Annotated in this window: 17 protein-coding genes and 1 riboswitch; of the genes, 7 read left to right on the forward strand and 10 right to left on the reverse strand. The window is 42.0% G+C overall.

Annotated elements, in window-relative coordinates; all coding sequences use genetic code 11:
- Window positions 1-85 precede the first annotated feature (85 nt).
- Window positions 86-811 carry a Bax inhibitor-1/YccA family protein gene (locus tag B7E06_RS19845; protein ID WP_082235609.1) on the forward strand — a complete coding sequence of 242 codons (726 nt, stop codon included), beginning with the start codon at window positions 86-88 and terminating at the stop codon, window positions 809-811.
- A gap of 124 nt (window positions 812-935) precedes the next feature.
- Complete coding sequence (locus tag B7E06_RS19850) at window positions 936-1,790, forward strand: alpha/beta hydrolase (protein WP_082235610.1); 855 nt, start codon at window positions 936-938, stop codon at window positions 1,788-1,790.
- A 90-nt stretch (window positions 1,791-1,880) separates the two neighbouring features.
- On the opposite strand, the gene B7E06_RS19855 is transcribed toward B7E06_RS19850, so the two are convergent.
- From B7E06_RS19855 to B7E06_RS19870, 4 genes are all read right to left on the reverse strand, one after another.
- On the reverse strand, window positions 1,881-2,405 hold the full coding sequence (locus B7E06_RS19855) for a hypothetical protein (protein ID WP_082235611.1): 525 nt from the start codon (window positions 2,403-2,405) through the stop codon (window positions 1,881-1,883).
- Between the two features lie 1,015 nt (window positions 2,406-3,420).
- Window positions 3,421-4,815, reverse strand: coding sequence for an L-cystine transporter (locus B7E06_RS19860; protein WP_082235612.1), 1,395 nt, complete (start codon window positions 4,813-4,815; stop codon window positions 3,421-3,423).
- Between the two features lie 177 nt (window positions 4,816-4,992).
- A complete protein-coding gene (locus tag B7E06_RS19865; RefSeq protein ID WP_082235613.1) occupies window positions 4,993-5,679 on the reverse strand; it encodes a class I SAM-dependent methyltransferase in 687 nt (228 codons plus the stop codon).
- A 13-nt stretch (window positions 5,680-5,692) separates the two neighbouring features.
- Complete coding sequence (locus B7E06_RS19870) at window positions 5,693-6,439, reverse strand: class I SAM-dependent methyltransferase (RefSeq protein ID WP_082235614.1); 747 nt, start codon at window positions 6,437-6,439, stop codon at window positions 5,693-5,695.
- 169 nt (window positions 6,440-6,608) lie between these two features.
- A riboswitch (cobalamin riboswitch) is annotated at window positions 6,609-6,781 on the forward strand.
- A gap of 158 nt (window positions 6,782-6,939) precedes the next feature.
- Between B7E06_RS19870 and B7E06_RS19875 the strand changes: the two genes are divergently transcribed.
- Window positions 6,940-9,162, forward strand: coding sequence for a ribonucleoside-diphosphate reductase subunit alpha (locus tag B7E06_RS19875; protein WP_082235615.1), 2,223 nt, complete (start codon window positions 6,940-6,942; stop codon window positions 9,160-9,162).
- Between the two features lie 13 nt (window positions 9,163-9,175).
- Window positions 9,176-10,216, forward strand: a complete 1,041-nt coding sequence (locus tag B7E06_RS19880; RefSeq protein WP_082236079.1) for a ribonucleotide-diphosphate reductase subunit beta — start codon at window positions 9,176-9,178, stop codon at window positions 10,214-10,216.
- Window positions 10,217-11,147: 931 nt separating this feature from the next.
- Here the strand turns inward: B7E06_RS19880 and nadA are convergent.
- From nadA to nadB, 3 genes are read right to left on the reverse strand one after another with little or no spacing between them, the layout of a single operon-like run.
- The gene (gene nadA, locus B7E06_RS19885; protein WP_082235616.1) at window positions 11,148-12,251 is read right to left on the reverse strand and encodes a quinolinate synthase NadA; all 1,104 of its coding nucleotides are present in this window, start codon (window positions 12,249-12,251) and stop codon (window positions 11,148-11,150) included.
- Complete coding sequence (gene nadC, locus B7E06_RS19890) at window positions 12,248-13,111, reverse strand: carboxylating nicotinate-nucleotide diphosphorylase (RefSeq protein ID WP_082235617.1); 864 nt, start codon at window positions 13,109-13,111, stop codon at window positions 12,248-12,250. Before nadC ends, nadA begins: the two co-directional genes overlap by 4 nt.
- Window positions 13,092-14,678 carry an L-aspartate oxidase gene (gene nadB / locus B7E06_RS19895; RefSeq protein ID WP_179134103.1) on the reverse strand — a complete coding sequence of 529 codons (1,587 nt, stop codon included), beginning with the start codon at window positions 14,676-14,678 and terminating at the stop codon, window positions 13,092-13,094. Before nadB ends, nadC begins: the two co-directional genes overlap by 20 nt.
- Window positions 14,679-14,813: 135 nt before the next feature.
- Between nadB and B7E06_RS19900 the strand changes: the two genes are divergently transcribed.
- The 3 genes from B7E06_RS19900 (at window position 14,814) to B7E06_RS19910 (ending at window position 17,277) form a co-directional block, all read left to right on the forward strand.
- Window positions 14,814-15,974 (forward strand): IscS subfamily cysteine desulfurase, encoded by a 1,161-nt coding sequence (locus B7E06_RS19900; RefSeq protein WP_082236080.1) that lies wholly within the window; start codon window positions 14,814-14,816, stop codon window positions 15,972-15,974.
- A 90-nt stretch (window positions 15,975-16,064) separates the two neighbouring features.
- The gene (locus B7E06_RS19905; RefSeq protein WP_179134104.1) at window positions 16,065-16,640 is read left to right on the forward strand and encodes a sigma-70 family RNA polymerase sigma factor; all 576 of its coding nucleotides are present in this window, start codon (window positions 16,065-16,067) and stop codon (window positions 16,638-16,640) included.
- On the forward strand, window positions 16,633-17,277 hold the full coding sequence (locus B7E06_RS19910; protein WP_082235620.1) for a hypothetical protein: 645 nt from the start codon (window positions 16,633-16,635) through the stop codon (window positions 17,275-17,277). The genes B7E06_RS19905 and B7E06_RS19910 overlap by 8 nt, the downstream gene beginning before the upstream one ends.
- A 41-nt stretch (window positions 17,278-17,318) precedes the next feature.
- On the opposite strand, the gene B7E06_RS19915 is transcribed toward B7E06_RS19910, so the two are convergent.
- The 3 genes from B7E06_RS19915 to B7E06_RS19925 all read right to left on the reverse strand — a co-directional run bounded on the left by B7E06_RS19915 (window position 17,319) and on the right by B7E06_RS19925 (window position 20,570).
- Window positions 17,319-17,957: a uracil-DNA glycosylase gene (locus B7E06_RS19915; protein WP_082235621.1), complete on the reverse strand. Its 639-nt coding sequence runs from the start codon at window positions 17,955-17,957 to the stop codon at window positions 17,319-17,321.
- Between the two features lie 54 nt (window positions 17,958-18,011).
- A complete protein-coding gene (locus B7E06_RS19920) occupies window positions 18,012-19,001 on the reverse strand; it encodes a sodium:calcium antiporter (protein WP_082235622.1) in 990 nt (329 codons plus the stop codon).
- 63 nt (window positions 19,002-19,064) lie between these two features.
- A complete protein-coding gene (locus tag B7E06_RS19925; RefSeq protein WP_082235623.1) occupies window positions 19,065-20,570 on the reverse strand; it encodes a phytoene desaturase family protein in 1,506 nt (501 codons plus the stop codon).
- Window positions 20,571-20,699: the final 129 nt, after the last annotated feature.

Raw genomic sequence — 20,699 nt, forward strand, 5'->3', positions numbered from 1 at the left:
AATATAAACATCATAATACTTTCGCATCGAGTGGCTTAATTGTTAGCATTAATGGGAAATAGACATTGAGACAGGAGGGATAGACATGCGTTCGGGAAATCCAGTATTAAATGATAAAATTTTTTCCAGAGAAAATACTTCCGGAAGATCTATGAGCTTTGGAGGCACAATAAGTAAAACCACCTTATTGTTTCTCTTTTTATTAGGTACCGCCGGGTATACATGGTATCAATATGAACAGGGTGCCGATGTAAGAACAATGATGATGATCGGACTTGTCGGGAGCCTGATTTTTGCCTTAATTACTATTTTCATTAAGAAAGCCGCCCCTGTAACTGCACCAATTTATGCGGCCCTTGAAGGCTTTTTTATTGGAGGGCTGTCCTCTATTCTTGAATCCATGTATTCAGGAATCGTTCTTCAGGCTGTATCGATCACTTTTGGCATAATGGCCGGATTACTGATTCTTTACTCACTGAGAATTATCCGGGTTACTCAAAAATTCAGGAAAATGGTGATTGCCGCAACCCTCGGTATTTTAATCGTTTACTTAATAAACTTTGTTTTAAATATATTTTTCAATTCCCAGGTTCCTTACCTTCACTCAAATGGATGGATAGGTATTGGCATTAATCTCTTCATAGCCGGAATCGCCGCTTTAAATCTCGTTCTGGATTTTGATTTTATTGAACGGGGAGTCAGACGAAGAGCTGCTAAGCATATGGAATGGTATGGAGCATTCGGGCTTATGATTACGCTTGTATGGCTGTATCTGGAGGTTTTGAGGCTGTTGCAGAAGCTGAGGAGATAATAATTGATTAAAACGCCGTTCATTATGACAAACATGTAACAATTGTAACAAAAATGAAATAATAGGTTTATAATAAACTAATTCTATATTACACTAAGGGCAGTACATTTTTTGGAGGCTCACCATGTTGGATAAAGTGAAACATCATCAAAAAAAGTTTATATGGATTACGATTTTATCCTTCGTAATGGGAGCATCCCTATTCTTTTTGAGCTCTACACCAACACGCTCCGAGCCGCCGTCTGTCGTGACACCAACTGTATTTGTACACGGTTATAAAGGCGGTCCTGGATCCTTTAATACAATGCTCGATCGATTCGAAGATAATAATTGGGGAAAGAAGCGAATGGTCATTTACGTAACGTCAGAAGGTACAGTTAGAATTCGCGGAGGCATTCCTCATGACATGAATCCTTTCATACAAATCATTTTTGAAAATAACCGGGCAAGCATCGCTGATCAGACAAACTGGTTAAGAACCATTATGACGACCCTTCGACACGATTATGCGATTACACAGGTTAACTTAGTCGGTCATTCTATGGGCGGATTGGCATCCACTAACTTTCTGCTAAACAACCAGAAAGGCGATTATCCTGGAGTCCAGAAGTTAATCACAATCGGCAGTCCTTTTCTGGGAATTGGCCAGATGGAGTATTTTAATATAAATACAGGAGAAGCAACAGTAGACCTGCAGATAGAATCCAACGCCTTAGCTACAATGTTAAACAGTAAAGAGAATTTCGATGAAGAGATCCAGGCTCTTGCCATTGCAGGAGTTATCAATGAAAACGACCGAGAAGAAGAACATTGGGATGGACTTGTTACGAAGCAAAGTGCATTTGGCCTTCAGGGGATTGTTCCAGCTAAAAACTATAATGCACTCGTGTTTACCGGTCCCGCAGCGACTCATTCAGGGCTGCATGAACATGAAGGTGTAGACAAAGCCGTGGCTGAATTTTTATGGAACATACATTAAAGAGGAGAACTCCCCGGTAAAAGGAGCTCTCACTTGAGAGCAGCTGTTATTAAAAGTTCCTTCACCTTTCTTGTGGAGGAACTTTTTTATTTATAAATCTTGATAATCCCGCTTAACCACTCCTCCAATTGCACTCATAGTCTCATCTTTAAAATCCATAGGTACGGGCTGTGCGGATGGGTCTCTATAATAATATTCCTTTTTGTCTTTTTGAGGTTGATATCCTAATTTCACTAACTTTTCCCCAAGCGAGTCCGGGATTTTGTCAATTCCGGATTGCTCCTTGAAATAATCTGTTGGATAAATTTTCACATCTACATCCCCTGCCCCCGCATGAACGACAAACAAATCCCTTGGCTGCTGAGTAATCCACTGACCTTTGGAAAACACAGAAATACGAATTTTTTCAAGAGACGATATTCCTTCCAGATTTATCCCGAAAATTTCCATTATAACTCTTCGGACCTCAGACGGTGAGATTTTCTCGCCATAGTCCATCAAATATAAGTCCATTACTTGGACCTTGGATAAGTCTTTTATACAGGTCTTTGTGGCACAATTTCCATCCTGTCTGAGCGACCGCTCTACACGCCTGATTATCTCTTCTGAATACATGTGATAATACTCCCCTTTTTTAAAGTTAACCTCTCTAATTAGTTATTCTCCAAATGGAACTTAAACCCTGCAATATTCTACAAAAGTTGACAAGAAAACGGAACCTTTAGCTCATGACGGTTACTGGAACATTCTATTTTTGATCTTTTATATTATTTACCCGATTTACATACGCTTTCACAAATAATTATCGTGGTTATTTTATGATTATTTGGTTATTTTTACTTAAAAGGCCTTCAGGAACCTGTTTTAAGTCTCTCAAGTGGGGAAAGTTAATTTCTTTTCTCATTATTATGAAAGCCGAGACGGGGGAATGACCTGCTATTCATGAGCGAACGGTGAACTTTCAGGCTAATGCAATCCACCCTTGGTCTGTACTCCCATCTTTCTTTCTCAAAAAAGGTGACCTCTGTTCCGTTTGCCTGAATATAGTGAACCGGTCCGGGGGAAACAACTCGCTTTCCATGGGCGAACGGTGAGTTTCCTCAGGCTAAAGCCTTCCGGGATCTCACCCTGTTCTTTTCTCCCATAAGAGTCTCGCCGTTTCCCCCGGCCCTTTATGTTTTTTAAGAGTAACGGAACATTTAAGAATAGGGGATCGATCTCATGAGAGAGCTTACTGAGATTACAGCGTTCCGTGTCCACTATTCATGGTAATGCGGCAGGGAAATGGTGAGACTCCTGCTGGGAGAAGAGCCATGGTGAGATCCGCGAGCACAGCGAGCTAGCTCACGAGCTCCCCGCGGAAAGCGAGCTAATTCCCAGCCTCTTTGCTTCTTTCCAAAGTAAACGGAACAGTCTTTTCTCTTTTTTAAAAGTGAGAAAGTGAAAATGCGACAATCTTAAACTTCTTCAGGGAGATACAAAGTGAGACCCGTGTGTGCAACGATCTCACCGGCTCCTAAAACAGAGTAAGGGAAATTAAACTCATATTACAGGAAACGGAAGAAGCTGTGGAATGTTACTTGATAGGTTTTTATAATAAAAAAGAGCCGGGCATCCGGCTCTTCGAAGGTTAGATAGCAATATCTTTTTCAATTGCTTTTGGATCATTAAATTTCTCCCGATTGAATTTCCCAAGAATTCTTGAGGTCATCGTCCCTGAAGTCATTGCACCGTTTACATTTAAAGCGGTACGTCCCATATCAATTAACGGTTCTACGGAAATCAATAGGCCGGCTAATGCTACAGGAAGGTTCATGGATGATAACACAATAAGGGCAGCAAACGTAGCTCCTCCCCCTACACCGGCAACTCCAAATGAACTAATTCCAATTAAAAGAATTAATTGAATTAAAAATCCAGGACTCAGCGGATCAATGCCTACAGATGGGGCGATCATAACGGCAAGCATTGCAGGATAAATACCAGCACACCCATTCTGTCCGATGGTGGCACCAAAAGAAGCAGACATATTGGCCGTTCCTTCGTCGACTCCGAGGCTGTTTTTCTGAGCTGAAATATTTAAAGGGATGGTTCCTGCACTAGATCTTGAAGTGAAAGCAAATCCTAATACCGGGAGCACTTTTCTTAAATACATAAACGGATTTAGTCCGCTTAATGCAATCAGTGCAAGGTGAAGAATAAACATAACGAGTAAGGCCGTATATGAAGCGAGAACAAATTTTCCAAGTTCTAGAATTCCGGCTACATTCGTCTGTGCTACAGTATTCGCCATCAATCCCATAATTCCAATTGGAGTCAGTCGGAGGATTAATGTCACTATTCTCATGACGACAGCGTAAACCGCTTGAACACCTTTCGTGAAGACTGCAGCCTGCTCGGGGTTTTTTCTTCGGAGCCCAAGTACGGCAATGCCGACAATTGCTGAAAAGATAACTACAGCGATTGTAGAAGTCGCACGTTCACCTGTCATATCTAGAAACGGATTGGCAGGAATGAATTCAAGAATCTTTTCAGGTGTGCTCATATCCTGAAGATTTCCTAAATTCTCCTCCATATAAAGACCTCTGTCCTGTTCCTCTTGACCGGCTTCGATCTGGTCGGCATTTAAGTCAAATAAAAGCGAGCTTCCGACACCTACAAGGCCTGCCGCCATTGCCGTAGTGACTAGAATCCCAATAATCCATCCAGACATTCTGCCCAGCTCTGAAGCTTTCTCCAAATTAATAATTGCCTGGATGATAGATACCATTACAAGTGGAATGACGATCATCATCAGTAGTTTGACATAGCCGCTGCCCGCCAAACTGTACCAGTCTGTCGTCTGAGCTGCGATTTTGGATTCTGCACCAAACGCGGTCTGCAAATAAATACCTAAAATGATTCCAAATCCAAGACCTGCAAACACGCGTTTACTGAACGAAAAACTTTTTTGCTGCATTTTAATCAAGACAGCAATCAGAGCCACTAAAACCGCAACGTTTACAACTACTAATAATGTACTCATGGTGTAGCTCCCTTCTTGCGTTTAATAAAATATGAGTGCTGCTCAAAACTAATAATTCCGATAAGATGTATCAGCATTCATATTATTTAAACTTAATTTAAATCTATGTCAATATTGAAGTAAACATCCTTGTTAGAAAGAAAAAATGCGCCAGAAGCGGCGCATTTTTGTTCCTGCTTATTCAACTGGTTTCTTTAAGATAAATACCCACATAAACGTTAAGGCCTGCTGTAAGTCACGCGGGAAGCTTGAGAGGTCTTTCCCTTCCGCCTCCCGCTTCCATACACCGTGTCCATCAATCAGTTCCCAGCCCGATTCTAAAGCTAACTGCTCAAACTCCCATGGCATCATCGTATTACAGATGACTTCCTCTCCGTATACGCGACGATAACTGTTTACTCTGGGTTTTGCTGTTGGCCCAAGGATCCCAATACACAAATTGCCGCCAGGCTTTAATATGCGCTTCATTTCCTTTAATCCTTCTGCTGGAACTTGCACCCATTCGAGACTGTTTATCGCCATAATTGCATCAAAGCTGTCATCCTTTAATGGAAGCGATACAAGATCGCCCTGAACAAATTGAAGCTTGTCTTCTTCCAACCTGCTTTTTGCACGTTTGATCATGTCCTCTGATATATCCACTCCAGTTACATTAAAACCAGTTTGAAAGAGCTTAAATGAGCCATATCCATCGCCACACCCGAGATCGGCCACAGTGCTTCCTTTTTCTATATACTGTTCCATAAAGGGAATGATTGTCTTCCGGCTGCCGCTGTCCCACATGGCACGGCTGTTGGTATTCCAAAATTCAGCTCGTTCATCCCACTGTTTTTCTGCCTCTTTATGCCAATTAAAAGATTTCATTTTTTTATTCTCCTTACTTTCGAGCTTTTAATATAAAGGTAGCAGGTACTTTACTCGCTTTAAAAGAAGAATAATAACGTTCCGAGTAAAACACATCTTCTTCAGAACACTCGCACTCAATAAGCCTTTCTATCGTAAACCCTGCTTGAATGAGTTCATTTATGTAGGTACTCATCGTTCTCCGTTTCATTACAGCCTGAATACCCTCTTCTTTAAAGCTGTCAAAGACCCGATCCTGAGAGCTGGAGTAAGCCTGCTCCACTTCTATTCTACCTTCTTTGACATCCAATGTCGGGTAAAAAGGATGCTCCCAGCTGAATACAAAGATTCCTCCCTTTTTTAAAGAGGAATACACTAAAGATAAAGTTTTTGGTAAATCCATCGTCCAGCCAAGAGCGTAAATTGAGTAGACGATATCGAAATGGTTACTTGGAAGTATCCCCTTTGCTTCTTCCATCGGACAGCAATGCAGGGAAACATATTCATAGGGGAGAAGCTTTCTTGCCGTTTGCAGCTGAGCCTCCGAAATATCAACTCCCCATAATTCTTTTGCTCCTTTATTTCTAACATATTCTAAAGAATGGCCGCTTCCACATCCAATATCAAGCACAGCAGTCTGATTGATATTTCCGAGCAGCTGAAGCTCTTCTTCATTTTGGCTATAGGGTCCGTAAAAAGGTAAAGCATCTTTTCCGTTAAAATGCTGAGCGATCGAATTCCAGCAGTTTTTATTAATGGTTAACGCCTTTTCTGCATCCATGAATATCCTACCTTTCTCCCTATAAAATTCGATATTGAAATAAGCGTTCCCTCTATTTTCAACCATATTCTTTCCTGAGTTTTTATATAAAATTGTTGCATTCATTTTTAATCTTCGTTATGCTTATAACACAATATAAGCTAACATTTAAAAACAACAACACCATATATAGTATCCGCGAATAGAAGATGCCACTAGGCTTAATAGGGAATCTGGTGAAATTCCAGAACTGCCCCCGCAACTGTAATCACTCGCGAAACGGATCACCCACTGTGCATGCACGGGAAGGGCCAGAGTAGAATCGAGTGTAAGTCAGGAGACCTGTCTTCGTTCGCAGAAGTTTCTACTTCTTCGGGGTTTGAGAAGATGAAACGATGGAATGCAGGAAGGCAGCAGATTTCCTTTGTTTCATGGTTTCATCCGCTCAATTTAATGAGCGGATTTTTTTATGGACCGAATTAATTTCTTTATAAATACCATTTAAACAAAGGAGTGCTAATATGCAATCTCTTCAAACCGCCTTTTGGCAGGAATGGCTCGAATCTCAAACGACTTCTTTTCCTTCATTAGAAATGAACCGTATGATTGAAAAAGCAAAGACGCTGCAAGGCGATCAAAAAGAACAGGCCAAATCCCTTATCCTGGAATGTCTTGCGGAAATTAGTGAAACAGCGCCCGATTGGACATATCTGGCCAGCCGCATACATTTACAGCAAATGTATGAAGAAGCCAGAAAAAACCGTAACACAGAGCACGTCTACTCAGGTCTCCATGAACTAATCAACCTTCTGATTGACGAAGGGATTTATACTCCGACATTGCTTGATTACTATACGCCTGGAGAACTGAAAGAGTTAGAAAAATCCATTGTGCCTGAACGAGACGGCCTCTTTACTTATATCGGAATCAAAACGCTGGGCGACCGTTATTTAGCGAAATCTAAAGCTGGTGCTGTCTTTGAACTTCCACAGGAGCGCTTTATGATTATCGCTATGACAGTTATGGCACAGGAGCCTGAAGACAAAAGAATTAGATTAGTAAAAGAAGCCTACTGGGCCTTGAGCCATCTTTATATGACCGTTGCTACCCCTACCCTTGCTAATGCAGGAAAAAGATACGGACAGCTGAGTTCGTGTTTTATCGATACAATTGATGACAGCCTGCAGGGAATCTATGACAGTAATACAGACATCGCCAACTTAAGCAAGCATGGCGGAGGGATTGGCGTATACTTAGGAAAAATTCGCAGCCGCGGCAGTGACATTCGGGGATTCAAAGGGGTTTCTTCTGGTGTCCTGCCATGGATGAAGCAGATTAATAACACAGCAGTCAGCGTTGACCAGCTTGGCCAGCGCCAGGGTGCCGTAGCTGTTTACTTAGACGTCTGGCATAAGGATATCTTTCCGTTTTTAGACAGCCGTTTAAACAATGGAGATGAACGCCAGCGGACCCATGATTTATTTACCGGTGTCTCTATTCCAGACTTGTTTATGGAGACTGTAGAAAACCGTGAAGACTGGTACTTATTCGACCCACATGAAGTACGCACTGTAATGGGCTTTTCGCTTGAAGATGCTTATGACGAAGAACGAGGTTACGGTACGTTCAGACAGCGCTATGAAGCATGTGTAAATAATGAACAGCTTACTAAAGAAAAAGTTCCGGCGATTGAGATTATGAAGCGGATTATGATTGGACAGCTCGAAACAGGTACACCTTATATGTTTTACAGAGATGAAGTAAACCGCATGAACCCTAACTCCCACAAAGGAATGATCTACTGCAGCAACCTTTGTACGGAAATTACTCAGAATCAGAGTCCAACCACTCAGGAAGAACAGCTTGTCGAAGATGGAAAAATTATTACGATAAAGACTCCAGGCGACTTTGTAGTATGTAACCTCTCAAGCATTAATCTTGGAAAAGCCGTTCCAGCCGGCGTATTGTCAAGACTCGTTTCGATTCAGGTTCGTATGCTTGATAACGTAATCGATAGAAATACCATCCCTGTGCTTCAGGCTCAGTTAACGAACCAGTCTTACCGGGGAATTGGTCTTGGCACGTTTGGATGGGCTCACCTTCTCGCCCAGAAAAAAATCGCCTGGGAAAGTGATGAAGCGGTTGATTATACTCACGAAGTATATGAAGAAATTGCCTTCCATACTATTCTTTCCAGCAGTGAGCTGGCTGCAGAAAAAGGCAGTTACCCATTATTTGAAGGTTCTGATTGGCAGACAGGGGAATTTTTTGTTAAACGGTCGTTTGATCAAGATAGCAAATTCGAATGGACCACGCTAAAGGAAAAGGTTCATAAACAAGGGATTAGAAATGGTTATCTTATGGCCGTTGCTCCGAATTCCAGTACCTCTCTGATCGCAGGAAGTACGGCGAGCATTGATCCAATCTTTAAGAAATTTTATTCCGAGGAAAAGAAAGACTTTAAAATTCCTGTGACTGCCCCAGATTTGAGCCCTGAGACGTACTGGTATTATAAATCAGCCTATGACATTGATCAGCATACGAGTATTAGGCAGAATGCAGCACGGCAAAGATATATCGATCAATCCATTTCCTTTAATTTGTATGTCAAAAACACGATAAAAGCGAAGGAGCTGCTGAATCTTCACGTAGACGCCTGGAAATCGGGGCTGAAAACAACCTATTACACCCGCTCTACTTCAAGCCAGGGTGAATTCGATGAATGTGAAAGCTGCTCATCTTAAGGAGGAAGAAATTATGGACCAAATATTAGAAAAACGAAAGCTTGTAGACCATCAAGCTCCCAATGCCTCCACCGGAATCGTAAACGGCAGAAGCTCAAACGTACTCAATTGGGACCACACGCGCTATTCCTGGGCGTATCCTATGTACAAAACGATGCTCGCTAACTTCTGGATTCCGAGTGAAATCAATATGAGCAATGACTTAAAGCAGTGGCCGGCACTTTCAGAGAAGGAACAGGATTCTTTTAAAAAAATTATCGGTCTGCTCGCGTTTCTGGATTCGATACAAACCGATTACTCTGGTAAAATCGCTGATTATTTAACAGATTCCAGTCTTTCTGCATTAATGCAGGTGCTCGCGTTTCAAGAGGTCGTCCATAATCAGTCCTACTCTTATGTATTATCAACGTTAGTCGATCAAAGCGAACAGGAGCGCATTTTTGAATATTGGAAGCACGATGAAATCCTTATCGAACGCAATAATTTTATTACAGATGGCTATGAATCGTTTGCAGAGAAACCAACATTGGATTCTTTCTTAAAATCTATCGTCTATGATGTTGTATTAGAAGGGCTTTTCTTCTATGCCGGGTTTGCGTTCTTCTACAACCTTGCACGTAATCAGAAAATGGTTTCCACGAGTACGATGATTAACTATATTAATAGAGATGAACAAGTTCATGTCAATCTATTCGCCCATATATTTAAGGAAACTCTTAATGAAAATCCTGAACTCGACCGTGGACACTATGAACAATTTGCCACACAAACCTTCAAAGAAGCTGTAGACTTGGAGATCAAATGGGCTCATCACATTATTGGCGATGATTTTCCCGGGATTCCGATAGATGAGCTTGAAGATTACATTAAGTTCATTGCCAACAAGCGATGCAAACTTCTTGGAGCTGAGAAGCCGTACCCGGGATATAACGAAAACCCTTTGAAATGGATTCGTGCCTATCAGGAAGTTGATGAAGGAAAATCTGATTTCTTTGAACAGAAATCAAGGCAGTATACTAAAGTTTCTGAAGATAACGGGTTTGATGATCTGTAATATTTATATAAGGAGGTTGTTTCTAGAGTCTATGAAAGACTTGAAGAGACAGCCTTTTTTGTTACTTTTGAGTTGCAAGATGAAAGATATACAGTTCCTGTTTATCTTGTTTGGAAAAGAGGAAAATGGCTGTTTCGTTTATTGAAAAAAGAGAAAAGAATCTGGTAAAAGACTCACTTTCCACGGGGAGCCGGTGAGCTAGCTCGTTGCACTCGCGGATCTCACCCTGGCTCTATCTCCCTGCAGGAGTCTCGCCATTCTGAAGAGAATGAGCTGTTCCGTTTACTGTATAAGAGGAACGAGGCTAGGAAATAGCTCGCTTTCCGCGGGGAGCCGGTGAGCTAGCTCGTTACACTCGCGGATCTCACCCTGGCTCTATCTCCCTGCAGGAGTCTCGCCATTTCCCAGCCTCTTTAAATTAGTTGGTGGAAATGGAACGCTGTAAGCTCAGTAACCTCTCTAATGGGATTGATCCTCTCTTCTTAAATGTTCCGTTACTGAAAAAAACGTAAAGGGCCAGGGGAAACGGCGAGACTCCTATGGGAGGATAGAACAGGGTGAGATCCCGGAGGGCTAAAAGCCCGAGGAAGCTCACCGTTCGCCCATGGAAAGCGAGTTGTTTCCCCAGGCCCGATTCCCTTTATCAATGTAAATGGAACAAGGGAATTCCCTTCAAACTTCTATCGTATTTGTCCTCACTATTTCACTGTTTCGTTACACCAAAAAACATAAAGGGCCGGGGGAAATGGCGAGACTCCTATGGGAGGATAGAACAGGGTGAGATCCCGGAGGGCTAAAAGCCCGAGGAACCTCACCGTTCGCCCATGGAAAGGGAGTTGTTTCCCCAGGTCCGATTCTCTTTATCAAGGGAAACGGAACTCTCTTCTCCTTTAAGTGATAATCAAAGAAGCCTCTTAAGACAGAACCCGACTTATATTTTCCGAGAAAACATTCGGTTCAGCGCAATCTCTGCCTTTTCCTTAGTCTTGTCATCAACCGTAATTATATGATGAGGATTCCCTTCAAGAATACTCTCAAGTGACCATAGAAGGTGGGGCAGATCAATCCGGTTCATCGTCAGGCATGCACACATATTAGGATTTAATGAAACAACCATTTTATCGTCTTCCTGTTTAGCGATGCGGTTAACGAGATTCATTTCCGTACCTACAGCCCACTTCGTCCCTGCGGGCGCTTTGTTGATTACGTCTATTATTTTTCTAGTCGATCCTGACTCATCGGCTGATTGAACGACGTCAAATGAACATTCAGGGTGGACGATAATATTCCCATCCGGATACTCTTGTCTGAACTTGCTGACATTGTCTGTTGTAAACTTTTCATGAACTGAGCAGTGTCCTTTCCAGAGAATGATTTGAATATCGTTCAGATTCCCATCATACTCCAGGTAGTCCTGGATCGGGTCCCATACAGCCATATGTTTTAAAGGAATCCCGAGATTATAAGCTGTATTTCGTCCGAGGTGCTGGTCAGGGAGAAAAAGCACAATCTCTTTTTGAGCAAATGCCCAGCTGAGCATCCTAGCAGCATTTGATGAAGTGACGGTAGCTCCTCCGTTTTCTCCGCAGAAAGCTTTTATGGCTGCCGTACTATTTACATACGTTATAGGAAGTATACGATCGCCGAGCTTGTCCTGAAGATGAGTCCACCCTCGCTCAACTTGACGGATTGTAGCCATATCAGCCATTGAACATCCTGCTCTTAAATCAGGGAGCAGGACTTTTTGGTGGCTGGCGGATAAAATATCGGCGGTTTCCGCCATGAAGTGAACACCGCAAAAAACGATATATTCAGCTTCCTTATTTTTGGCTGCTGTCTCTGCCAGCTGCAAGGAATCTCCAGTTGAATCAGCAAACTGAATGACTTCATCTTTTTGATAATAATGGCCTGGCATATAAAGCCGGCTTCCCAGCTCCTTTTTAATTGACCGCACACGGGCTTTCATTTCTCCCCGGCTCATTAACCGAATAGTCTCTGGAAGAGCGTGACCGTGGAAACTTTCCATCAGCTTCATTTTAAAACTTCCTTTCTCAGTGGGACCTTCGTTTCAATCAATAAGCTAATATCCGCTGCTTTAACAGAATGAGTAAGACTTCCTAAAGAAATATAGTCAACTCCGCTTTGTCTGTATAAAGATATATTGCTTAAAGTAATATTTCCTGACGCCTCTGTTAAAATATGAGCAGGGACAAGGGCCTTATGGGACTTAATTTCTTCAGGGGTGGAATTATCAAACATAATTACATCTGCCCCAGCCATTACAGCCTCTTCTACTTCCGCTTTATCTTTCGTCTCCACCTCAATTTTCATCATATGAGAGGCGGAATGTTTAACTTTTTGAACAGCTTTTTTTATGCTGCCGGCCGCCGCAATATGGTTATCCTTTATCATCACGGCATCATATAATCCGTATCGATGACTGCTTCCTCCACCACAGCGTACAGCATACTTATCAAATATTCTTAATCCGGGCACTGTTTTTCGTGTGTCACATATCTTTATGGAAGGGTCATCAAGATTGAATACGGCCTCGGCTGTTAAGGACGCTATGCCGCTCATACGCTGGATAAGGTTTAATACCACTCTCTCCCCATTTAAAATCGCTGATGTTCTGCCTTCAACTTCTGCAATCACTTCCCCTTTGTTCATTTTTTCTCCATCTGTTATATACATATTTACATCAGCCTCAGGATCTAAGAGTCTAAACGCTGTATGTAAAACTTCTTCACCACAGAAGATTCCGTTACTTTTAGCGACAAGACTAGCCTTTGATCTGTCGGCACTTGTGAATATAGCTTCTGTTGTCACATCACCTGATCCAATATCCTCCATAAAAAAACTATTCAATTTTTCTTTAAGTAAAAACGTATTCATTTGGTTCTCCCCTTTTCGTTGTGCGGCTTTCTTCTATCCTCATGCTGCCTTCCCAGCAAACGGTAGAATCCGACCAATATTGGGATTCTTCTGGATAATCCGTTCTGATATGTGCTCCTCTGGACTCCTCCCTCACTAATGCAGCATTTACAATCATCCATGCTGTATCCAGGCAATTTCTAGCGGCGAGTGCCTCCTTCGTTAACGATAAAGACAAAGGTCCCCTACATTCACTATGGAAGCGGGTAAGCCAGCTTCTCATTTTTAATAAATCTTTTTTAGTTTTAATAATTCCTGCCCACTGACTCATCTTCACCTTCAGTTCTGCCAGATCAGGAAGATCCTTTTCTTCTTGAAAGATCATAGGTGCTTCTGGGAGCTTCCAATTATTATGAATGGCTTTAGCTTTTATACATTGACTGAGCATTAATGCTGAAGCTGAAGCTTCAAGCAGAGAATTACTAGCCAGTCGGTTAGCACCATGAAGGCCGGTACAAGCCACTTCTCCAATAGCATAAAGATTTTCAATGTTTGTTTCTCCCCATTTGTTGACAGAGATGCCTCCCATCAGGAAATGAGCGCCTGGATGTACGGGAATCCTATCGTTCATTAAGATGCCTCTTTCTCCCTGAACATGTGCAGCGATCGTCGGAAATCTTTTATGAAAATTGTCTACATGTTTAATGGACAGAAAGACTTTTCTTCCACTTTTTATGTACTCCCAGACAACACGTGCTGTAATCGATCGAGGAGCTAAATCTCCAAGAGGATGACGTCTTTCCATAATGGGTTGATCCTTTTCATCTACCAGTCTGCCTCCTTCTCCACGTATAGCTTCTGATAACAGGCAAGCTTGTTTATCGTTAGATACAAGCATCGTTGGATGGAACTGCATAAACTCCATGTCCATTAACTTAGCTCCCGCACGATAAGCCATGGCTAATCCGTCACCTGTAGATTCTTCTGCATTAGAGGTAATATCATAAACCTGGCCGCAGCCTCCCGATGCCACAATCGTACTTTGGGCTGTAATCATGCTTGTCTGTCCCTTTTTATCTTTCCCTATGATTCCTTTACATTGGCCTTCATCCATTACGAGATCGTATACGGTAAAGGCTTCAACTACTTCCACTCTGTCTGCTATATGCTCCTTTAGCTTTTCAATAATATGGGCGCCTGTCGAGTCCCCGCCTGCGTGATATATTCTTCTTTCGCTGTGAGCCCCTTCCTGTGCCAAGTCATATTCACCTTTCCTGTTTTTATCAAAGGGAATTCCAAGAGCAAAAAGCTTATGCATCACCTCTGGTGCCTTTTCCAGGATAGACACAGCAGCTTCTTTGTCATTAAAATAGTGGCCCGCCTGCAGTGTATCTTTCAGATGCTGGTCTATACTGTCAGCTCTTGTAAGAGCAGCTGCAATTCCTCCTTGGGCTTTAATGGAGTTACCAGCACCAAGGAGAGACTTAGTAACCAAAGTAACCTTCCTCACAGAGGATAATTCTAAGGCCGCTAATAACCCTGCGAGCCCGCTGCCAATGATAATAACCTCTGTGTGCCATGTCCGCATGTTAATCCCTCCCTTAGTGTATATACACAAGTATTGACATATATATTTACATAACTTTAAACTAGTTTCAAGTAGAATTTTTTGTAATTGTGAATAATTGAACAAAAAATAATTGAAGATATAAGGAGAAATTAGATGACCATGATTTATCTGGACCATTGTGCAACTACTCCCATGAGTGAGTCGGCCATTCAAGCTTATACTGCTGCAGCACGCACTTATTTCGGTAATGAACAGAGCCTTCATGAGCAAGGGTATGGTGCCCGCCAATTAATGTGGCACTGCCAGAAAAACCTTGCCGACATACTACACGGAGACCCAGAAGGCATATTTTTTACAAGTGGAGGAACTGAGAGTAATTTATATTCCATATTAAGTCTGGTTTACGGAAATACACAGCGAGGAAGACACATTATAACCTCGCCATTTGAACATCCGTCCGTATATTACGCCCTGCAAAAGCTTGCTGATGAAGGGTACGAGATAGAAGAAATTGAAGCAGAGCCTAATGGACAGATCTCTCTTTCCTCCCTTCATAATTGCATTCGCTCTGATACCATTCTTGTCACGATTTGTCACGCAAGCAGCGAGACAGGAGTCATACAGCCGCTTGCTGAAATTGGACGAATATTAAATCGAAAAGGTATTCTTTTTCATAGTGATGCAGTCCAAACCTTTGCCAAGCTGCCGATTGACGTCAATGAATTACATTTAGCTTCACTTTCCTTTTCCGCTCATAAAATTAACGGACCTAAGAATATGGGGGGATGCTATATTAACCCTGAAGTTCTTCGAAAAAGCGTCTACAATGGAACGGTTCATCAGAATGGATTTCGCCCAGGCACAGTAGATGTACCTGGAGCAGCAGCTTTTGTAACAGCGGCTATGGAAATGCACGAGGATTCTTCCTTATTAAATTTAGAATGGAAGGAAATGCAGGATTGGGTCCTTTCACAATTAAATATGGCTTCCCTGACTTTTATTGGGGATCGCAAACATCGCATGGCCCATCATTTGGCTTTTCATTTAAAAGGCATAGAGGGGCAATGGATGATGCTGGAGTGTAACAAGAGAGGGATAGCTATTTCGGCAGGCAGTGCCTGTAAGTCTGGTCATTCTTTTCCACCAAAAGGACTGTTGGCTATGGGGTTAACCCAAGATGAAGCTCACGGTTTATTCCGTGTAAGCTTCGGCCGTACAACTTCTTATTCGGAACTTGAGCAGCTGGTAACTGTCCTGCACGATATTATATCCGAAAAAGGGTTAATTACCGTTCCTTTTCCACCTTCTTACTAATTGTTACAACACCTTAATATCATAAGAATTTTCATGTGTTATCCTAGAATTGGCGTAAAAACCTCGCCGGGAGGAGTGTCGTCTAATTCTATGAGGTGGGACAAATTATCTGGAAAGCAGCAGCCTACTAAAGACAAGGATCAGCCCCTTGAAATAAAAGTGGAGCACTGGATCAAAACCTACAGTCATGATTTAAAATGGCTGGCATTTTCTTATGTAAAAGATCACGCACTTGCAGAAGACATTACACAGGATGCTTTCATTAAAGCTTACGAAAAATATGATACTTTCAAAAAACAGTCCAGTGAGAAAACCTGGCTTTATAAAATAACGATCAATCTATGTAAGGATCATCTTAAAAGTTCTTATATACGCAGAGTTTTTAAAAAGGGCCTGGAAGCTTTTCAGCAACTTCCCTCTCAAAATGAAACACCGGAACAATATGCTATCCATAAAAGTGAAGATGAAGAACTTCTTGAGTATATTTTGATGCTTGAAGATAAATATCGGGAAGTTGTTATTCTTTTTTATTTTGAAGAGTTTGAAGTAAAAGATATGGCTCAATTATTAAGTGTGAGTCCGAATACCGTTAAGACTAGACTGCGCAGGGCCAGACAGATGCTGCAAGACCAGCTAGTTTCCGAAGGGGGGTCTACTGGTGAATGAACTGATGGATCATCGTTTAAAAAAGATGAATCACGACGTGAAATATAAGAAGGTTCCCATGGGAGAACATGAAACGCATAAAATAATTCATCATGTGAAAAATCGTCCTGTCAGGAATTATCGAACGACCCATTGGAAGAAAACTCTTCCTCTTTCAACTGTGGCAGCAGCTGCAGTCATTGCCTTTCAATTTTACAGTTATCCATCTAATACGGAGACCCAGGAGGCTACACTCGCCTCCCAGCGATCAGCAAACATTGAGTTAAAAGAACAGCAGATGGTAACCGCAGAAGAACAAGAAAGCATCGAGCTGTTAAGCGGAAATAAAGATGAGGCTTCTCCAATTGTCCGTAAAACTTATGTGATTCATAAAGATTCCCTGTACGTTCAAACCGAAAGGCAGGTCCAGCCCCAGCTGCTGGATAAGTCAATCGGGACAGCCGTCCCTCAAGAGTCGAGCAATCAACGACAAAGCTCCCTGCCCCAGCAGGAAAAAATCTATGCCGTTAAAGGGGAAGAGGAGCAGGAAGCTGTCGCCATAAAAAGCTGGCGTTATGTTGGAACGGGCGCAAGCCGTATAAACCAAAAAGGGTACTTTATTTTTGAAAGAGAAGAATCGCTTCCTCTCGCTCAATAAAAAAGCTGTAATAACTCGGCACCCGGTTATTACAGCTTTCTTTATATATTTTTCTTATTTAGATAATCCTTCAGGCGATCGAGCGAAGTATAAATATCATCCCTAATGGACGGATTGTAGAATATGGCCGCAGGGTGGTACAGCGGGAAAACGGCATATTCTTTTTTTGTCGGCTTAAATTCATCATTTTCCAGAGTCAAAACAGGTGTTTTAATCACTTCTCCAAGCCTCTGACTAATTTTATACTCCTTGCCTGCCAGCCTTTCTAAGGCCACTCCTCCTAAAGCAATAATAACTTTAGGATCCACTTTTTTAATTTGATAATCAAGGATAGGAGCATGGGCTTTTATTTCCTTTTGGTTAGGCTTTCGGTTTGCTTTTCGCCGGCCGTTTTTATGCTTCTTTGCCTTCGTATCCACCCACTTATATGGACGGCTCCTAACCGCACTTGTTATATAAATATCTTCTCTTTTCAACCCTAAATAATCGAGCTGTTTATCAAGCTCATCTCCAGCTCGTCCTATAAAAGGTGTTCCTTCAACGGCTTCTTTTTCTCCCGGTGCTTCCCCAACAAGCATGATATCTGCCTCAGGATTCCCTTCCCCAAGGACGAAACCTTCTACATCCAGGCCTTTCATATTTTCTTCTGCCTTTTCCAATAAACCTGCCGGCAATTCCATATTCCCGCCTCCTTTTTCGTTGTTTATGCCCTTATCTATTATTGTTCACACAGCTTATCTCATCGCAAAGACGAAATAAGTTGTGACAAAGTATAAACCAACAATTAGCAGAGAGGGCAGCATATAACTCCACGAAGGCTGTAATCGGCGCTTGCTCAAACTGTAAATCACTATTAATACAAACAGAATCGAAACTGACGATGTAATTAAGTTCGAGGGAGCCGCCTGCTCAAGAAGTCTTCCGTTAATAAAAAATATATCTGTGATCGCTAAAATAATTAGATTAAACGCATTACTGCCCAACAAAGAGCTGATAGCCAGATTATAATTTCTCATTTTCAAAGCTGTTCCCACGCTGACCGCATCAGGCAGGGAAGTACTTATGGCCACTAAGAAAGCACCGACAAACGAGGATCCTAATCCTGTAGTAGTCGCAATATCCTCAGCAGCTATCGTTAAAATACTGCCCATAATCATAATTAAGACAGCGGCCGTAATAAAATACCCAATCGCCTGCTTATAGGTATATTCCTTAAATCTCTTAGGCTTTCTCTTAATCTTCCTTCCTTTATATTCCGTATGTTCATTTATCCATTTCGCTGCAACGGCATAAACGAGAATAACGCCTATGGATGTATAACCAATATTGAATAAATGGGCAGGTATTGAAAAAATAAGTCCCACCATGATAATAAGGGTCAGCAGAATAACTAACCATCCGTAGAGCTTACTTTCAACGGTGGCGTGAGTCATTATCTGATGCTTCCGGTAAACGAAGTCAAATATTGCCAGAGCTAGTATATTAAACAGGTTACTCCCTAGTAAATTACCTACCGCTAAGTCTGGCGCGCCGATAACAATAGAAGTAGCACTTGATGTCAATTCAGGCAGTGAAATAGCTATACCTATCAGCATTCCAATAAATGCTGACGTAGCTTTTGTTTTTTCTTTTACGGCATCTCCAAAATAAGCAAGACGAGAAGCTGCAAAAAAGGCTCCCACCCCTGAAAGAATAAATAAAGACGCTGCTAACCATAGGTTCATTCAAAAACTCCTTAATCCTTTAGCCTTAAAGACAGGAAAGAAGGCCAGCTTGAGAGCCGGCCCTTATACTTTCACTTCCTTGTTCGAATGTTCTTTAATCAGATCTGCTGTTAACTGGCCGGAGAGGGTGACCATTGGAACACCGCCTCCAGGATGAGTGGAACCGCCTGCAAAATATAAATTTTCATAGACCTGACTCTTAGCCGGGACCTTGAAGCCGCCGTTCGCTTTCTTATCAGAAGCAATGCCATAAATAGATCCGCCATTTGGTCCGTAAAGCTGCTCCAGGTCTTCGGGAGTAAAGCGATATTCGAATTCAATAGAATCCCTCAAGCCTTCCATTCCCATTCTTTCAAGCTTATCAATAACTACTTCCCGATAATGATCCCAATTAAAGGACTTGCGGCGTTTTCCATTCTTTAATGGAGGAACATGTGTTAAGACAAATAAGTTATCTTTCCCTGCCGGAGCCTGTGAACTGTCGGAGCGCGATGAAATGCCGATATATACCGTGGGATCATCCGCCGGAACTCCTTTTTCAAAAATCTCTTTAAATTCTTTTTCCGGATCATTTGAGAAAAAGAAATTATGATGCTTCAGGTTCTTAAACTGTTTATTGACACCGAGCAGAAGTACGAGTCCGGATACAGTCGGTGTAAATTCCTTCTCAAGCGATTTTCTTTCTTTTTTAACCTTTGAATCTTGTGGAGCTAACTGTCGATAAGCAGGAATAGCTTCAAGGTTGGAGACGACAACATCGGCTGTGTGGACATTTCCGTCTTCCGTTTGTACTCCAACTACCTTTTCACCTTCTACCACTAACTGTTCCACTGGGGTATTTAAGTGGATATCCACTCTTAGCTCCTCCATCAGCTTTTTCATACCTTCCGCAATCTGGTACATGCCGCCTTTTACATAATGAATTCCAAGTCCAAGCTGGACATAAACAAGCTGATTTAAAATTGCAGGCGCTGAATAGGGATTTGATCCTACATACATAACGAAATAGTTAAACAGCTGTTCCAAATACTTATTGTCAAACTGCTTATGTGTAGCTTTAGCGACCGTGCTCATAGGATCCATCTTCAACAATTCGCTTAGGGAATGATGCTTCTTCAAATCCTTAAGATCTGCAATACTGTATTTATAAAAACTCTTCATACAAAGTTCATACATATCCTGGGAGTATGAAAGGAAATCCGTTAAGCTGCGATTCGGACGGTCTGTAACCTTGGCCATCTCTTCCAGCATCGTCGGCAGATCACTCGTGACATCGAGCTGGGTCCCATCTTCATAAAAGGTACGCCACTGAGGTTCAACCCTCTCAACTTGTATGTAGTCATCCAAACGGCGATGGACACTCTCAAACAGCTGTTCTAAAACCCAAGGCATCGTTAAAATAGAAGGACCTGTATCAAACGTAAATCCTTTTCCTTCTCTACGATTCAGTTTACCGCCTAAGTTACTGTTCTTCTCCAGAAGCTTTACATCATAGCCATCTCCGCTTAAACGGATAGCTGTAGACATTCCGCCTAATCCTCCGCCAATTACTATAGCTTTTTTATTCATCGAAACACCTCCACTTTTATCAAAACAGTTCCTTGAGAATAGAGAAAAGAGCCTGAGAGCACCGCTCGTCTCTTGCTCTTTTCTCTTCTAAGCTGCTTAACAACATATACCCTTCTAATCGCCATCGAT

This window comes from Halobacillus massiliensis (genome assembly GCF_900166625.1).
Classification (GTDB): domain Bacteria; phylum Bacillota; class Bacilli; order Bacillales; family Halobacillaceae; genus Halobacillus_A; species Halobacillus_A massiliensis.

Excerpts from the sequence above, each read along its gene's own strand:
- B7E06_RS19845 (WP_082235609.1), top strand. The coding sequence starts at position 86 with ATGCGTTCGGGAAATCCAGTATTAAATGATAAAATTTTTTCCAGAGAA.
- B7E06_RS19850 (WP_082235610.1), top strand. The coding sequence starts at position 936 with ATGTTGGATAAAGTGAAACATCATCAAAAAAAGTTTATATGGATTACG.
- B7E06_RS19855 (WP_082235611.1), bottom strand. The coding sequence starts at position 2,405 with ATGTATTCAGAAGAGATAATCAGGCGTGTAGAGCGGTCGCTCAGACAG.
- B7E06_RS19860 (WP_082235612.1), bottom strand. The coding sequence starts at position 4,815 with ATGAGTACATTATTAGTAGTTGTAAACGTTGCGGTTTTAGTGGCTCTG.
- B7E06_RS19865 (WP_082235613.1), bottom strand. The coding sequence starts at position 5,679 with ATGAAATCTTTTAATTGGCATAAAGAGGCAGAAAAACAGTGGGATGAA.
- B7E06_RS19870 (WP_082235614.1), bottom strand. The coding sequence starts at position 6,439 with ATGGATGCAGAAAAGGCGTTAACCATTAATAAAAACTGCTGGAATTCG.
- B7E06_RS19875 (WP_082235615.1), top strand. The coding sequence starts at position 6,940 with ATGCAATCTCTTCAAACCGCCTTTTGGCAGGAATGGCTCGAATCTCAA.
- B7E06_RS19880 (WP_082236079.1), top strand. The coding sequence starts at position 9,176 with ATGGACCAAATATTAGAAAAACGAAAGCTTGTAGACCATCAAGCTCCC.
- nadA (WP_082235616.1), bottom strand. The coding sequence starts at position 12,251 with ATGAAGCTGATGGAAAGTTTCCACGGTCACGCTCTTCCAGAGACTATT.
- nadC (WP_082235617.1), bottom strand. The coding sequence starts at position 13,111 with ATGAATACGTTTTTACTTAAAGAAAAATTGAATAGTTTTTTTATGGAG.
- nadB (WP_179134103.1), bottom strand. The coding sequence starts at position 14,678 with ATGCGGACATGGCACACAGAGGTTATTATCATTGGCAGCGGGCTCGCA.
- B7E06_RS19900 (WP_082236080.1), top strand. The coding sequence starts at position 14,814 with ATGACCATGATTTATCTGGACCATTGTGCAACTACTCCCATGAGTGAG.
- B7E06_RS19905 (WP_179134104.1), top strand. The coding sequence starts at position 16,065 with ATGAGGTGGGACAAATTATCTGGAAAGCAGCAGCCTACTAAAGACAAG.
- B7E06_RS19915 (WP_082235621.1), bottom strand. The coding sequence starts at position 17,957 with ATGGAATTGCCGGCAGGTTTATTGGAAAAGGCAGAAGAAAATATGAAA.
- B7E06_RS19920 (WP_082235622.1), bottom strand. The coding sequence starts at position 19,001 with ATGAACCTATGGTTAGCAGCGTCTTTATTTATTCTTTCAGGGGTGGGA.
- B7E06_RS19925 (WP_082235623.1), bottom strand. The coding sequence starts at position 20,570 with ATGAATAAAAAAGCTATAGTAATTGGCGGAGGATTAGGCGGAATGTCT.